12 protein-coding genes are annotated in these 14,864 nt (G+C 42.4%); 8 read left to right on the top strand and 4 right to left on the bottom strand.

What is annotated here, in order from left to right; genetic code table 11:
- Positions 1-42: 42 nt before the first annotated feature.
- From H528_RS0104100 to H528_RS0104090, 3 genes are read right to left on the bottom strand one after another with little or no spacing between them, the layout of a single operon-like run.
- On the bottom strand, positions 43-1,449 hold the full coding sequence (locus H528_RS0104100) for a flagellar hook protein FlgE (protein ID WP_022853075.1): 1,407 nt from the start codon (positions 1,447-1,449) through the stop codon (positions 43-45).
- 3 nt (positions 1,450-1,452) lie between these two features.
- Positions 1,453-2,145, bottom strand: a complete 693-nt coding sequence (locus H528_RS0104095) for a flagellar hook assembly protein FlgD (RefSeq protein WP_022853074.1) — start codon at positions 2,143-2,145, stop codon at positions 1,453-1,455.
- A 16-nt stretch (positions 2,146-2,161) separates the two neighbouring features.
- Complete coding sequence (locus tag H528_RS0104090; RefSeq protein ID WP_022853073.1) at positions 2,162-3,691, bottom strand: flagellar hook-length control protein FliK; 1,530 nt, start codon at positions 3,689-3,691, stop codon at positions 2,162-2,164.
- A 527-nt stretch (positions 3,692-4,218) separates the two neighbouring features.
- On the opposite strand from H528_RS0104090, the gene clpB reads away from it, so the two are divergent.
- From clpB to fmt, 6 genes are read left to right on the top strand one after another with little or no spacing between them, the layout of a single operon-like run.
- Positions 4,219-6,837, top strand: a complete 2,619-nt coding sequence (gene clpB, locus H528_RS0104080; protein ID WP_022853071.1) for an ATP-dependent chaperone ClpB — start codon at positions 4,219-4,221, stop codon at positions 6,835-6,837.
- Between the two features lie 41 nt (positions 6,838-6,878).
- A complete protein-coding gene (locus H528_RS0104075; protein WP_022853070.1) occupies positions 6,879-9,245 on the top strand; it encodes a hypothetical protein in 2,367 nt (788 codons plus the stop codon).
- Positions 9,229-9,471, top strand: a complete 243-nt coding sequence (locus H528_RS0104070; RefSeq protein WP_022853069.1) for a DUF433 domain-containing protein — start codon at positions 9,229-9,231, stop codon at positions 9,469-9,471. The genes H528_RS0104075 and H528_RS0104070 overlap by 17 nt, the downstream gene beginning before the upstream one ends.
- Positions 9,472-9,476: 5 nt before the next feature.
- Positions 9,477-9,887 (top strand): DUF5615 family PIN-like protein, encoded by a 411-nt coding sequence (locus tag H528_RS12585; protein ID WP_022853068.1) that lies wholly within the window; start codon positions 9,477-9,479, stop codon positions 9,885-9,887.
- Positions 9,865-10,422, top strand: coding sequence for a DUF1318 domain-containing protein (locus H528_RS0104060; protein ID WP_022853067.1), 558 nt, complete (start codon positions 9,865-9,867; stop codon positions 10,420-10,422). The genes H528_RS12585 and H528_RS0104060 overlap by 23 nt, the downstream gene beginning before the upstream one ends.
- On the top strand, positions 10,419-11,366 hold the full coding sequence (gene fmt, locus H528_RS0104055) for a methionyl-tRNA formyltransferase (protein WP_022853066.1): 948 nt from the start codon (positions 10,419-10,421) through the stop codon (positions 11,364-11,366). The genes H528_RS0104060 and fmt overlap by 4 nt, the downstream gene beginning before the upstream one ends.
- On the opposite strand, the gene nikR is transcribed toward fmt, so the two are convergent.
- A complete protein-coding gene (gene nikR / locus H528_RS0104050) occupies positions 11,367-11,789 on the bottom strand; it encodes a nickel-responsive transcriptional regulator NikR (RefSeq protein ID WP_022853065.1) in 423 nt (140 codons plus the stop codon).
- A 164-nt stretch (positions 11,790-11,953) separates the two neighbouring features.
- Between nikR and H528_RS0104045 the strand changes: the two genes are divergently transcribed.
- Positions 11,954-12,991, top strand: coding sequence for a bis-aminopropyl spermidine synthase family protein (locus H528_RS0104045; protein ID WP_022853064.1), 1,038 nt, complete (start codon positions 11,954-11,956; stop codon positions 12,989-12,991).
- Positions 12,992-13,006: 15 nt separating this feature from the next.
- A complete protein-coding gene (locus H528_RS0104040) occupies positions 13,007-14,656 on the top strand; it encodes an SWIM zinc finger family protein (RefSeq protein WP_022853063.1) in 1,650 nt (549 codons plus the stop codon).
- The last annotated feature ends 208 nt before the right edge of the window (positions 14,657-14,864 follow it).

The following is a 14,864-nucleotide window of genomic DNA, read 5'->3' as shown; positions in this document are numbered from 1 at the left end:
AGTAATATTTTTCGTCAGCATTGGTTAGTCAGCTCAAAATTCCTAAACTTGTCTTAAAAAGTCTTCTAGCATTTGGTCCGCCGTGGTGATTATGCGGGCATTGCTCTGGAAAGCCCGCTGGAGAGTTATAAGATGAACCATCTCATTGGCTACATCTACGTTTGAGCCTTCAAGTGCTCCTCCAAAAATAGCCCCAGGGCTACTTTTCCCTGGAGGAATCATTTCAGGAGTTGTTCCAGCTACAGCTTTAAAAAGGTTTCCCCCTGCACGCTCTAATTCGTCAGGGCTGCCGAAAAGGGCCAAAGGAATACGCGCAACATCAAAGGTTTGATTGTTGGTATAAGAGATCTGTAAAACGCCGTCTTCGGTAATATTAAGTGTTTCAAAAAATCCAGGTGGATAGCCATCTACGTTTTGGTTAAGCACGGCGTAGGGTGAAGCAAATGCCGTGCTAGCATGGTCTTCTAGGCGTTCCCAGGTATTGTTTGCCACATTGAAGCGTGTGCCAAAATCAAGGGCAATTTGCTGAGGGCCTGCTCCAAAATCTACCGTAAAAACCGGGAACCCCTCATCTGAATAAGTGTTAAGAGGTGTTCTTGTGCCAGAAACATCACTAACAAGTTGTAAGTCTTCTAAAGATTCAAGCTGCCCTAAGTAACCGAAGCGGATTCTTCCTGTCATTAAGGCGCCTGAATAAGGCCCTGTCCCCCGGGGATCAGCTTCAGGGGGGATTCCTATTAAAAATTCAAAAACCTGAGGGTCAGAAGTCCTGTCCACGTAAAGATTAAGATCATGAAGGTTACCGAGGCCATCATAAACGGGTATATCCACTTTAAAATCATAGGCCCCGTCCTCAAGGGGAGGGGAATTATTGGCGTTCCATAAATCGAAAAGATTCGAGTCGGTTTCTTCAGCGGGTTTGCTGGTATCAAAATTCATTTGAATTGTTATTTTGCTTGTGGCCTGACCGTTTATATAGCGTGCAAATTCAACGGGTGTTAAGTCACCTGAGGTAATGGTGCTGCAATCAACCCCTTCGGGACAAATCCAGCCCAAAAGATCGTAGCCTGTGGGAAGCGAAAGACGCATGCGACCTTCTTCAACTTCGCGGGGAAGAAACTGGCCGTCCCGGGTATAGTATAAATTTTCGCCGTCAGAAACGGTGAAAAATCCCTTCCCCGAAATAGCCATATCTGAAGGTTGCTCAGTCTGTTTAATAGGACCTTCGTTGTAAAGTACTTCTATGTCCTTAACCCTTGAGCCCAGGCCTTTTTCGTCGTAGGGAGGTGCTTCGGTGTTGGCCCTGGCAAAAAAGTCTTCAAAAAGGGCTCTGCTTCCTCGAAATCCAGTGCTTTCAAGGTTAGCAAGGTTATCAGCAGTGACGCCTATCCCATGGCTCATGGATGAGACGCCGCTTTTGCCGACGTAAATGCTTCCAAACAAGCCCATTATTTAAGCCTCCTCAGCCATGATTTTTTCAAGCTCTGATAAGTCTATTTCTTCGTGTCCGTTAAACAGGAGTTGATATTTGTTGTCTTCAAGTAAAGCACCTGTAATACGTCCAACAGTCTTAATTGTTACATAAGATTTTTCTTCTGCTGTTGGAGTTTCTACGTAAAAGCGATAATTTCCGTCAGAGACTGGGTTTCCATCTTTGTCTTTAGCATCCCAATCAATAGAATGTTCTCCTGCAGAAAGTGCACCTATATCTAGTGTTTTTATAAGTTTTCCTTTTTCGTCATATATTTTTAGCGCGACATCGTTTATAGGTTGTTCAAGGATGAGTTTTCCACCTAAGAAATTGCCATTTTCAACGCGTCCGGTACTGCTTTTAACAAGTGCTTTTTTACCAATAAGTCCTGAGATGGTCTGAAGATTGTCATTTTGGGCAATGTCAACAAGCTGTTTAATCTTTTCATTTAGATCGAATAACTGATCAACCTGATTGAAAAGGGCTAGTTGAGTAGCCATTTCGTTATTTTCAAGAGGTTTTAAGGGATCTTGAAACTCTAATTGTTTGATGAATAAAACCATAAAATCATCCCGATCTAGGACTTTTTTAGGTTCTCTTATTTTTGGTTTGTTAGTATCAACTTCCTGGAAAAGACTAGGCTTTTCTTCAAGCTGTGTTTTGCCGGAGATCATAAGCTAACTCCTAAGTTTAAATTTTAATATTTATTATTCCCTGGTAATAATCAGGAACTTTTGATTCTTCATTTAAGTCGTTTCCTATCTTAGCTACTTTCTTCTTATCTTGGTTCCCCTGAAAATTTTTCTTTTGTTCATCTTGATTTTGTCCTAGATTAATATGACAACTATTCAGTTGTAAGCCACAATCTAAAATGGCTTTATTTAGATTGTTTATTTGCTGTTGTAGGGCCTGTGCTGCCTGGGAATTCTCCACCGTGAAGATTAGTTTTACTTCTCCTTTGTCAATTGACATTGATATTTTTACTTCTCCCAGATTAGGAGGATCAAGTTTTATCTTTATATGGTGCTTGCCTTCATTGTTGGTTTTGATGATTAGTTCTTTAACAAAGTGAGGTATTTCTTGAGGTCTAATTTCTGTATTTTTTTGTAAGTACGTTTGATGTTCTTGGTTTTGAATTTTTTGGTTTTGAAGGTTGTGTCTCACAAAATTAATTTCTGTATTTTGGTGTCTGTCATCAATTTCTTTTGCTTTGTGTTCTGGCTGGAATTTAAGCTGAGATTTCATTTCTAATGTGTTTTTGATGTGTTCGTCTGCTTTTTGGTTTATGTCTTTGATGTTTTTATTAAGTTCTTTTGTTGTAATTTTATCTGTGTTATTATTATTGACCGGGTCTTTTCTGATTTCGAGTTTGTCTATTTTGTCTTGTTTTTCAATGTTTTTTTCCATTTTCAAAAATTTTTCGTTTTGGGTTAAGGCTTTGTTTGTGCTATTTGGTGGTTGGATTTCCTTATCTTTTGGGTTAAAATAATTATCTTTAATTTTCTGCGTATTGTCCTGGGGGGTTTTACTGATGTTTTGGTAGTTCTTGTTTAGTAAGTACTCGCTGGAAATGTCTTTTTTCGGGAGTTCTACTTTGTTGTTGGTTTCTTGTGTTTTTTTATTCTGGATGGTTTTTTGGATTTTAAGCTCGTTTTCTTTAGAAATGTAAGCTTCTTTTTTGCTGATTATTTCCTTTAATATTTTGCTTGGTGTAGTATTGTTGCTTTTTTCTAAAATTTTTACGATATCATTGTTTAAATAGTTTTCTTGTGTTTTATTTTCTTGAGGTAACTTTCCATTAGTAAAATTATTGAAATAGGAATTTATTATTGCAATTTCTTCGTCTTTATTTATATTTTCATCAGTTTCTTTGTTGGTAAGATGTAATTTTTTAGTATGGTTCTTGAGAAAGGCTATTAAATCAGATAAATTAGATAAATCAGATGTTTCTTCTCCCTTGGAGCCTTCTGAAAGTTTCTGAAATTTTTCAAGAAAATCCTTTAAAAATGGGATGTCTGCCAACTGATTTTCAAGATCTGCTAAATTTTTATTGCTTATTTCTTCGCTTATGTTTCCTTTTATTTCCGTAAAAATAGCTCCACCTTTTCCTAGGAGCCCCAATAAAAGAGCAAAGAAATCTAGTCCAGCGTTAAAAGAATTCGAATTATTTGTGTTAAAAGCACCCAGAGAGTTATTTGACATGCTTGCTTCGATTTTCATTTTGCCCTCCTTTGCTGCTGATTTGTTACTGCAACGGGCATGCCAGTTGTTGTTGGGAGTGACGTTCCTCTTGGAGATCCCTTCCCACTCCTGTGAAAATGGGTCTTAAGGGGACAGGCCAGATGCCCTGCCCCGCAATGCTTTTTCGCTGTGAGTAATCGCTCATCACGGTTAATGACTAGGGATGACACTGCTACTGTCATGCTGCTGAGGAAGCGAATCGACTGAAGCGTCCACAGATCGATTATTGGATTCTTCGCCTGCGGCTCAGAATGACGTTGGAAAGAAAGGCCCCCTCGCCTGTTACTCAGGGATTTGGCTCAGGGCAGGCTCTTCGCTTCGCTCAGAAGAGGAGAAGGCTTGGGCTGACAAAGAAAATAACAAGCAAAAATTTCCTAGGAAAGATTTTCCGCCTGGGAAAAATTTGCCGCTTCTTGACACCGGAAACCACCATCCTTACCTTCCCAAGCGAAAGCGTTAAATCGCTAAAAAATTGGAAAAAATGAAAAAATACAGGAGGTAGAAATATGAGACTTGAAAAATTCACCTTTAAATCTCAAGACGCTATCCAGGAAGCGCAACGGCTTGCGGAAACCCGCGGCCATCAAAATATGGAAGTAGAGCACCTTCTCAAGGCCCTGGTTGAGCAAGAAGATGGACTGGTGCCCATGATTCTCGATCGCCTGGGCATTAACAACAAACTTATTTCTTCTGACGTTGATGAAGTTCTTGACAAGATCCCTTCTGTTTCAGGAACGGGATTTCAGGTCTATCTTTCTCCCAATCTGAAGCAGGTGCTTGAGCGCGCTATGCGCCTTGCCTCTGAGATGCGCGATGATTACGTCTCTACCGAGCACCTCCTTTTAGCCATTCTCGAGAGCAATACGCCTTCTGCTGAAATACTTAAAAGGCGTGGCATCACCAAAGAAAACTTGATGGAAGTGATTAACCAGATCCGCAAAGGCCAGCGGGTTACTGACCAGAATCCCGAAGACAAATATCAGGCCCTTGAAAAATTTGGCCGTGACTTAACCGCTTTGGCCAAGGCAGGAAAACTTGATCCTGTTATTGGTCGTGACGAAGAAATTCGCCGCGTAATACAAATTCTTTCCAGGCGCACGAAAAATAACCCGGTGCTAGTGGGTGAGCCTGGTGTTGGTAAAACTGCTATTGTAGAAGGCCTTGCCCAGCGTATTGTTTCAGGGGATGTCCCAGAGCCCCTTAAAAATAAACGTATTGTTCAGCTTGATGTGGGTGCGCTTCTTGCCGGTGCCAAGTATCGAGGTGAATTCGAAGAACGCCTAAAGGCAGTCCTAAAAGAAGTCACCGAGAGCGAAGGCGAAATAATCCTTTTCATCGACGAGATTCATACGATAGTGGGGGCTGGCGCTGCTGAGGGCGCAATGGATGCGGCTAACATGCTAAAGCCTGCGCTGGCACGAGGAGAGCTCCATTGTATCGGTGCCACCACGATTGACGAATACCGCAAATACATTGAAAAAGACCCGGCTCTTGAACGCCGTTTTCAGCCCGTTTACGTTGATGAGCCCTCTGTTGAAGAGGCCATTGCTATTCTGCGTGGTTTGAAGGAAAAATTTGAGGTTCATCACGGTGTGCGCATTACTGACAGCGCTATCGTGGCAGCGGTGCAGCTTTCTGCCCGTTATATCACCGATCGCTATCTCCCTGACAAAGCCATCGACCTAATCGACGAGGCTGCGGCCAAGCTTCGTATCGAGATCGAGTCCATGCCCACAGAGATCGACGAAATCGAGCGCAAGATAAAGCAGCTTGAAATCGAAAAGATGGCCCTTGAAAGGGAGACTGACCCACGGGCGGTTGAGCGTCGTAAAAAGATCGAAGAGCAGCTTGATGAGCTTCGCAAAAAGCTCGAAGAAATGAAGGCCCAGTGGCAAAAGGAAAAGGAAATCATCCAGAAAATACGGGCCATCAAAGAAAAAATCGACCAACTCCGCATTGAAGCCCAACAGGCTGAACGTCAGGGTGATTTAAACAAAGTGGCCGAAATCATTTATGGCCGTATCCCTCAGCTTGAAAAAGAGCTTGAGGAATGGAACAAAAAGCTAGAGGAGCTTCAAAAAGAGGGCAAAAGTTTCTTAAAAGAAGAAGTTACCGCGGAAGACATTGCCGAAGTGGTGGCCAAGTGGACAGGAATTCCTGTTACCAAGCTTCTTGAATCTGAGCGCGAAAAGCTCCTTAAGATGGAAGAACGCCTGGCCCAGCGAGTGGTTGGTCAGGACCATGCTATCAAGGCCATTGCCAATGCTGTGCGCAGGGCCCGTGCCGGACTTAAAGACCCGAATCGTCCTATTGGGTCTTTTATGTTCCTTGGGCCCACAGGTGTTGGTAAGACCGAGCTTGCCAAGGCTTTGGCAGAGTTCATGTTTGACACCGAGCAAGCACTTATACGTTTCGACATGTCTGAATATATGGAAAAACACGCTGTTTCTAAGCTCATAGGCGCGCCTCCTGGGTATGTGGGCTATGAAGAAGGGGGCCAGCTTACCGAAGCCGTGCGCAGACGGCCTTATTCTGTGATTCTTTTTGACGAAATAGAAAAGGCGCATCCCGATGTGTTTAACATCTTGCTCCAGATCCTTGATGACGGCCGTCTTACAGACAGCAAAGGCCGCACGGTGAATTTCCAGAACACCATTATCATCATGACCTCTAACCTTGGTTCACAGTACGTAATGGAGCTTGAGGATAGGAAAGACGCTGAGCGTTTAGTGATGGAGGCTGTGCGGGCGCACTTCAGGCCAGAATTCCTGAACCGTATTGACGAGATTATCATCTTCAACAAGCTCACCAAAGAACATCTCAAGAAGATTGTGGATATTCAGATTCGCTATCTTCGTCAGCGTCTTGAAGAGCGCCACATTACCATTGAGCTTACCGATCGGGCCAAAGAGTGGCTTGCCGAAGTGGGTTACGATCCTGTTTACGGGGCGCGTCCGCTTAAGCGTGCTATCCAGCGCTACATTGAAGATCCGTTGGCAGTGAAGATTCTTGAAGGTACTTTCCAGGAAGGCGATCACATCCTGGTGGATTACGACGAAACCAAAGGCGGTCTTGATTTCAGGAAGCACTTTCCTGAAGAGATTCCCGAGGCCAAAGTAGCCTGATAAAATAAAAGGCCGGGGACTCTCCCCCCGGCCTTTTTATTATGCGAAAGAAATTATTTTTTCTGCTGAGCTTTATTTTTTGTTTTTTATTTGCGCTTTATCTCTTTCGTGATGCTATTTTGTTTTATGCCTTCCAGAAGCTCCTTGCCGAAAAAGGCATCTCCCTTAAAGCTCAAACCCTTAAGGTTGAAAACGGAAAAATCTATTTTTCTGGTTTAAGCGTAAGAGGAAAAGACTTTTTTCTTGATGCGAAAGAGGCCAGTTTTGCTTTTTCCCTGAAAGAAAGGGGGCTAAGGGTCTCTTTGAGCAACTTCAGTGGCGGAAACTTTTTCGCCGGGGAAGACAAGTCGTCTTCACTTCCGGTTTACCTTGCCAAGATTTATCTGGATGAAGGCACCTGGCGCATCATCGGGGAAAAAGAAACTTTCATAAGGCTTAAGCAGGCAGAAATAAAAGGTCTTGGCGATTTTTTAAGAGGCTTCACTACTCAAAAGAAATTAGCTCTCAACTTTCCTGCCCAAGAGAAAAAGCAAGTCTCTAGAGAAAGATATAATTTTGAAGATTTGAAAGAAGCCATTTCTTTGGCGCTAAAAGTTGACTTCTCAAAACTGCCGAGGTGGTTGAAAAAAGAAGAGATAGACACAGGGCTTTTGCAATTGAAAGTAGCAACTTCTTTTGGCCCTGATCACATAGCACATTTTAAAGGCAACGCCGTGATAAAAAATTTGGGGCTAGGCCGCTATCAGAATGTCTTTTCAGGTAAGACAGGTTTTAAGGGCTGGTGGTCTCCTGCCTCTTATGAGTTTGTTCTAAAAGGCCTTGGGGATTTTACGCCTGCACTCAGGGTTTCTTATAAGCTTTCAGGAAATTTCCAAAAAGAGCCCTATCTTACGCAAATTTTCGCTGAGATTACCGGAAGTGACGCATTTTTCGGCGAGATAGCTTCAACTTTTGGTGCCAAAGCAAAAGGAAAAATAAAGGCTTCTTTTTCCTCAGAAGAGCCGCTTAAAAAGGCCGATGTTCAATTTTCTTTGAATGACTTTGGTTTTGAGCTCTCTCCTGATGAAATAGCCGATGGCTTGAGCATTAAGGGAAAGATAACCCTGAAGTTTGATAAGCCTTTGGCTTTTGCCGGAGAAGTTTTACTTGATAACGGGGAATTTTATTTTGCCCCTTGGTATTACGAATTAAAAAAGCCCCTGGCCCTTTTCTTTAACGCAAATTATCAGGATAAAGGCCTTCGCTTTCAGGAGATCAAGATCACCGGGCCTTTATATGCGGAGATAAACGGCCTTGAAGTTTATCCCCAGTTAAGGCTCCCTGAAAAAAGCAAAGTAGCGCTTAAAGTAGAAGATTTTTTTAAGCCACTCATCGTAGAGGCTTACGGAGAAGAATTCCCCTGGCTTGAAAGGCTAAATTTGGAAGGAACCCTCACCCTCGACCAACAAAAAGACACCATAAAGACAGATTACACGGGAAATATCGTTTATCAGGGCCATGTTTTTGAAAACGTCGCGATTAACGGGGCTTATTCGCTTTCAGGAAAGTGCAATCCTTTTTCCCTTGCCTGGCGTAAGGTAAAAGGGCAGGTGATTGCTGCCGGGCCGCTTTTCATACAGGGGAAAATCTGTCCGCCAAGCGTCTTTATTGCGCCTTTTAGTCTGGCGCTGCTTGACGGAAAAATTTCAGTCGGAGAAGGCAAGGGCGATTTATCTACTAAAAGTTTCGTTTTAAACCGCGTTCTTTTAGCGGATATCAGGCCTCGTTTGCCCGCGCCCTATGATTTTTTAAAGCCAGAAGCATCAGGCAAATTTTCAAAGCTTTTCTTTAAAGAAAATAGATTTTTAGCCGATGGTGAGTTAGAAGTTAAGATAGCTCGCGGCAAGGTGGTCTTTCACGACATTTTCTTTGAACCAGGAGTCTTACCAAAATACGGCGGCAACCTTGAGATAAAGGGCCTTGACCTGGCGATTCTTTCCAAAACCTTTGGCCTTGGGCGGATAACGGGAAGGCTAAAAGGAGAAGTCAATAACCTGGTAATGGTGGGTACTCTTCCTGAGCGTTTTGAGCTTCGTCTGGAAGACGATCCCAGCTGGCAAGGGAAAAGACGCATTAGCCTTAAGGCCGTGCGCCAGATGGCAGAACTTGGCGGAGGCTCGGCTTCTATTTTTGTCCCGTTTGTCAAAAATTTGCGGTATGAAAGGCTGGGATTTAGTTGTAAACTCAAAAATGACTTCTTTCATTTAAAAGGCTTGTTTCACAAAGACGGCAAAGAATATCTCATTAAAGGTCCCAGGCTTTTTGGGGTGGATGTGATAAACCAAAATCCAGGAGGCATCATTTCTTTTAAGGAAATGATTAGACGTATAGAAAATATTCTTGGAGGGCAAAATGAAGGGGTTAGATAGAATTACTTTTGACCCTAATATAATGGGAGGAAAACCATGTATTAGAGGTACACGTGTTACTGTGGGGGCAATTTTAGGTTTACTTGCCTCAGGGACGAATAAGAAAGAAATTTTAGAATTGTATCCTTATCTAGAAGAAGAAGATATTGATCAAGCTTTGGCATTTGCTGCCTGGAAGGTAGAAGAGATCGAAATTTACGATCCGAAGATAAAAGAAGTAGCTTAACTAGCATGAAAATATTGATAGATATGAACTTATCTCCCAAGTTAACTTCTCTTTTAGAAAATGCTGGTTTTAACGCTATTCACTGGTCTAAGGTTGGAAAACCAAATGCCACAGATAAAGAAATATTTTTCTGGGCAAAGACAAACGGTTACATAATATTGACCCACGATTTAGACTTTGGCTCTATCCTTGCCTCGACAAACGCTGATTTTCCTTCTGTGATACAGATTAGAACTCTGGATATACGCCCTCAAAAAATTTTTCCAAAAATTCTCTTGGTGCTAAACAAATATGACAAATACTTGAAGAGTGGGGCGTTAATTGTTTTAGAGGAGCACAGTGCACGAATAAAGATTTTGCCGTTGAAAAAAGAAAATATTCTTGGAGGGCAATATGAAGAAAAAAATGATCTTTAGTTTACTTGCTTTAGTAATTGTGTCCTGTGTAACGATTAACATCTATTTCCCTTCAGCAGAAGTGGAAAAGGCCGCCAAAGAAATAAGCGAAGAGGTGCGCGGCTTAAAACAAAAGCAAGAGACAAAGCCAGAAGATAATCAATCATTTTTAAAGCTTGGGCCCAAGGTAGCCTATGCCCAACAAGAGCTTGCGGTTACGAATCCTGCTATCAGGCAGCTGAAAGCCCGTATGAAGGCCCGCTACCCTAAGCTTAAGCCTTATCTTGTGCGAGGTGTTTTTGGCGAAGCCCTAAACGGCTTTATTGTTCTGCGCAATCCTAATGGTCTTAAGCTCAAAGAACGTGCGGCGGTAAAGCGGCTTCTTGAAGCAGAAAATAAAGACCGCAAGATCCTTTACCAGGAAGTTATGAAGGCTTTGGGAGTTATGCCCAAAGACCTTCCCAGGATTCAGCAGATTTTTGCCAAAGAATGGCAGCGAACTGCGCCAAAAGGAACCTGGATTGAAAAATCTCCTGGCAAGTGGGTGAGAAAATGAAAAAATTACGCCTTGTTTTTATGGGAACCCCAAGCTTTGCGGTTCCCATTTTGAATGCCTTACTTGATAGCGAAGACGAAGTCGTCGCCGTGGTGACTCAGCCTGATAAGCCTGCGGGCCGTGGTAAAAAACTTACGCCGCCACCTGTTAAGGTTTTAGCCCTTGAGCGGGGGGTTCCGGTGCTTCAGCCGCAAAAGATAAAAGATGAAAAATTTCTCACAGAATTAAGATCTCTCAATCCTGACGTGATCGTGGTGGCGGCTTATGGGAAAATTTTACCCAGCGAAGTTTTAACAATTCCACGTTACGTATGTATTAACGTTCATGCTTCGCTTCTCCCAAAATTTAGAGGGGCAGCTCCTATAAATTGGGCCATCATTGCTGGAGAGAAAGAAACCGGAATTACCATTATGCAAATGGACGAGGGCATGGACACAGGAGATATCCTGCTTATGGAGTCTCTTCCCATTTCTCCAGAAGACACCGCAGGCACCCTTCATGACAAACTCTCAGCACTTGGTGCCAAACTCATAGTCAGGGCACTTAACTTGCTAAAAGAAGGCAGACTTACCCCTCAAAAGCAGCCAGAAGAAGGTGTTTCTTACGCACCAATGCTCAAAAAAGAAGACGGGCTACTTGATTTTTCGCGCCCGGCTAAAGAACTTGCCAATTTGATTCGTGGCCTTGATCCCTGGCCCACTGCTTACGCCTATTTCCGTGGCAAGTTGGTGAAATTTTTTGCCCCATCTTTCGAAAAAAAAGACGCAAAAGCAAGCCCTGGGGAAATTCTTGGGCTTGAAAATGGAAAGCTCCTTGTGGCCACCGGAGAGGGGATATTAAAGATTGGCGAGCTTCAGGTTGAAGGGAAAAAGCGCATCAAGGCCGAAGAGTTCGTAAGGGGGTACCGCCCAAAACCAGGCGAAAATTTTACCTCTTATCCATAATTATCCAGGAAGATTTCTCCCGGTGGTGGTCATAGCCAGCTGGCAATGAATGATGCCTTTTAAGGCTTTTATTTTATCTGAAAGGTTTTTGACATCTTCAGCCTTTCCTTTTACTATCACAACTTCAAGGCAGCGGTCGTGGTCAAGATGTACGTGCTGGGTGGAGATGATTTCCTGGTAATGGTCATGCTGGATGTCCATTAAGCGGTCTGAAAGTTCTCTTTTGTGATGGTCGTAAACATAAGTGATGGTGCCGATGACTTCCTTGTCACTCTCACGCCATTCTTCTTCTACAAGCTTTTCGCGGATAAGGTCCCTGATGGCTTCAGAGCGATTGGTGTAATGACGGCGTTCGATATAGCGATCAAATTCTTCAAGTAACTTAGCAGGCATTGAGACCCCGAAACGATAGAGTTCTGCCATTTTGGTACCCCCTTATAGAAATTTCGCGATAATAATACCAAAAGAAAAAATTTTCTCAAAAAAACAATTTGGTAATGGCATCCCAGGTTGTAAAGCCCTTTTGATTTGCCTCTTGTCAAAAGCTTAAGGCTTTGTTATCCGTGGGCAAGCCAAGGAGGTAAAACATGACAGAAAAACAACGCATTCGTTATCAGATTCTCAGGGCTCTTAAAGCCAGGCCAATGAGTTTTTGGGAATTGATAAATTATCAGGATTCTCATCTGGTGGCTTTTTTTGAAGTTGTCCAGGAACTTTTAAAAGAAGGCCTAATTGTTCAGGAGGGCAAGGTTTTAAAACTTGCTAAAGATGTTGATATAAACCCTTTAGAAGACACCCTTTGCCATGTTTGTGGCCAGGGCGTTGAAATTAAAGGCCTTTTTGCCAAGGTCTACGAAAAATTTGCCAAAATTTGTGCGGGACGGCCGCTTCCCACTAGCGACTTTGACCAGGGATTTATAAGGCCCATCGATACCATGAAACGCGTTGTTTATCTCTATCAAAGAGGCGATCTTGAAAATACCGACATTTTTATTCTGGGTGATGACGACTTATTTTCAGTGGCCGCCACTTTGACCGGGCTGCCCAAACGGGTGGTAGTGGTAGAGATAGACGAACGCATAAACAATTTTATTCGCACTTATTGTGAACAAGAAGGCGTTTCCAATTTAGAGGTTTATGATTACAACGTAATCGACGAATTGCACGAAGATTTACGCAAGAGATTTGATGTCTTTGTTACGGATCCGGTAGAAACCAAAAAAGGCCTTAAACTTTTTGTGGGCAGATGTATCGAAGCCTTAAAAGGCCCTGGTTCTGTGGGGTATATGGGGTTTACCCATCGAGAGGCTTCCTTGAGAAAATGGTTTGATTTTCAGAAGTTTATTCTTGCGGCAGGCATGGTGATTACAGACATTTTGCGGGACTTCACCACCTATCCAGAGCAGGAAAACCGCTGGGAGGACTTTTACCGTACTTACGAGATCATGAAAAAGATGGAACTTCCTCTGCCTGAAGTTGACTGGTATAAGTCGTGTTTTGTGCGTTTTGAGGTGATAGAAGGCCCAGTTCTTCCGCCCTTTGAAAAACCTAAAGATTTAAAAGAACTTTATTTTGATGACGAGTCTTGGGCCACGCCACTTCCCTCTTTTATGGAAGAAAATTAAGCGCGTTTTAGACGAATGAAAGTAAACGCGTTTCTAAAAGAAGTGCCTTCTCAGATAATTGAAAGGGCAAAAGACATACTGAATAAAGATGACCTGCTTAGCTTTAAGGTAAAAGATGGAATTGTTAAAGCTGCAGTTAAGGGTAATTATGCCCCCTTTTATAAGGTGGAAGTGGAGCTTAAAGACCAGGAAATCATAGATTGGTATTGCAGTTGCCCTTATAATGGATCGGTTTGCAAGCATGTGGTGGCAGTGGTGTTAAAGGCTTTCAATGATGATTTCCTTTCAACAGAAGCTAAGAAGGCCACTAAGAAAAGAAAAAGAAAAACTAAAGCAGAACTTGCCGAAGAAATACTTGAAAAACTTTCCTGCGAAGAACTTAGAGAGTTTGTGAGAGAGGGAATAAGATACAGCAAGGAATGGAGAAATGCCCTGCTGGCAAGATTTGCTTTTTATGCTGATCCTGGGGGTAAAACCCTTGAGGCCAAATACAACGCCATCTTTAGGCACCTAGTAAGTAGCTACAAAAAACACGGATTTATCGACTACTATGCCACCATGGAACTTGAACGAGAAGTGGGGAAGTTACTCCTTACTGCTGGGAAGCTTATCAATGCAGGAAAGCTTGAAGAGGCCTGTGCTATAGCAAAAAGCGTGCTTTCTGGCTGGGTAAAAAATCTGCAAAACATGGACGATTCCGCTGGTTCCACTGGAAATGTAGTTAGCGAGGTGCTTGAAATTTTCAAACTTCTTTATTCCGGGGGCAAAAAAGAAGTTATGGATTACCTTTTGAAAGAAGGAAAAAAGAAAGATTATCGCGACTTTGACATACATTACGAAATAGCTGATTCTATGGCGGAAGTGATTGACAGCCAGGAAGCAGCCAAAAAGTTACTTGCTTTCGTTGATAACCTGAAATATGGCGAGACTATAAAGGCTAAAATCCTTTTAAAATTCTTCCCTGAAAAGTATGAAGAATTTGTCAACGCAAACATCACCGATTTTTCCCTAGCAGACTTTCACCTTGAAGAACTTATAAAGCGAGAGGATTATAAAGAAGCTCTTAAATTCGTTGAGAGGGTGCTTTCATCAAAAACACCCAACAAATTTCACTTTTTTACGAAAAAGGCCTTCATTCTGGAAAAACTTGGCCGAAAAAAAGAAGCCTTAAAAATTTATTACTCTTTTTTCACTACCGCGCCTTCTCTCAATTTTCTCTGGGATATGAAAAAGCTTGCCTCTCCTGACGAGTGGGAAAAACTTAAACGAGAAGCCAAAAATCTTTTAAAAGGGCAAGAATTGTTGACCTTTTTGCTTAAAGAAGGAGATTTTTCAGCATGGCTTGATACATTAAAAAAAGAAAAAGAAAGAGTTGGAAAGTTCCCTGATACATTTCTAAATGTGGTTGGTATGTTAGAGGAACTTCCTCACGAGATTGCCAAAGAAGCTGCCAAGACACTTCTTGAAGTTTCTCATCTCATGCTTGAGACATATAATCCGAACCGCAGGCTTTATCGAGAATTCATCAGATCTATCTATCCACTCAAAGATTATCTAGGGAAAGAAACCATAAAGGCCCATCTGGAAGAAGTTATCCAGACCTATCCCACCCGCCACGCCCTTAAAGACGAAATTCAAAAGTATTTATCGAAAATAGACAGATAGAAACTTATATTGCTACCTTAAGGTCCGGATAAGAGATGAGAAAGGGGTACCTCTCTTTTATATTTCAAAGGAAACACGAAACTTATATTTTCACCCAGGAGGTGCCCCATGGACAATATATCAAAAAAATCCTAATTGACTTCACCGATGAAAAAATTACTCCATCAGGAGGAAGTTTCTTCCTGGCTCATGTTTCTCATCTTCTCGG

Origin of the sequence: Thermodesulfatator atlanticus DSM 21156, from assembly GCF_000421585.1 — a bacterium.
GTDB classification, from domain to species: domain Bacteria; phylum Desulfobacterota; class Thermodesulfobacteria; order Thermodesulfobacteriales; family Thermodesulfatatoraceae; genus Thermodesulfatator; species Thermodesulfatator atlanticus.
This window is presented reverse-complemented; position numbering and strand designations above follow the sequence as displayed.

Bases quoted from the DNA above. Each gene is read 5' to 3' on its own strand.
- H528_RS0104100 (WP_022853075.1), bottom strand. From the start codon at position 1,449: ATGGGCTTGTTTGGAAGCATTTACGTCGGCAAAAGCGGCGTCTCATCC.
- H528_RS0104095 (WP_022853074.1), bottom strand. From the start codon at position 2,145: ATGATCTCCGGCAAAACACAGCTTGAAGAAAAGCCTAGTCTTTTCCAG.
- H528_RS0104090 (WP_022853073.1), bottom strand. From the start codon at position 3,691: ATGAAAATCGAAGCAAGCATGTCAAATAACTCTCTGGGTGCTTTTAAC.
- clpB (WP_022853071.1), top strand. From the start codon at position 4,219: ATGAGACTTGAAAAATTCACCTTTAAATCTCAAGACGCTATCCAGGAA.
- H528_RS0104075 (WP_022853070.1), top strand. From the start codon at position 6,879: ATGCGAAAGAAATTATTTTTTCTGCTGAGCTTTATTTTTTGTTTTTTA.
- H528_RS0104070 (WP_022853069.1), top strand. From the start codon at position 9,229: ATGAAGGGGTTAGATAGAATTACTTTTGACCCTAATATAATGGGAGGA.
- H528_RS12585 (WP_022853068.1), top strand. From the start codon at position 9,477: ATGAAAATATTGATAGATATGAACTTATCTCCCAAGTTAACTTCTCTT.
- H528_RS0104060 (WP_022853067.1), top strand. From the start codon at position 9,865: ATGAAGAAAAAAATGATCTTTAGTTTACTTGCTTTAGTAATTGTGTCC.
- fmt (WP_022853066.1), top strand. From the start codon at position 10,419: ATGAAAAAATTACGCCTTGTTTTTATGGGAACCCCAAGCTTTGCGGTT.
- nikR (WP_022853065.1), bottom strand. From the start codon at position 11,789: ATGGCAGAACTCTATCGTTTCGGGGTCTCAATGCCTGCTAAGTTACTT.
- H528_RS0104045 (WP_022853064.1), top strand. From the start codon at position 11,954: ATGACAGAAAAACAACGCATTCGTTATCAGATTCTCAGGGCTCTTAAA.
- H528_RS0104040 (WP_022853063.1), top strand. From the start codon at position 13,007: ATGAAAGTAAACGCGTTTCTAAAAGAAGTGCCTTCTCAGATAATTGAA.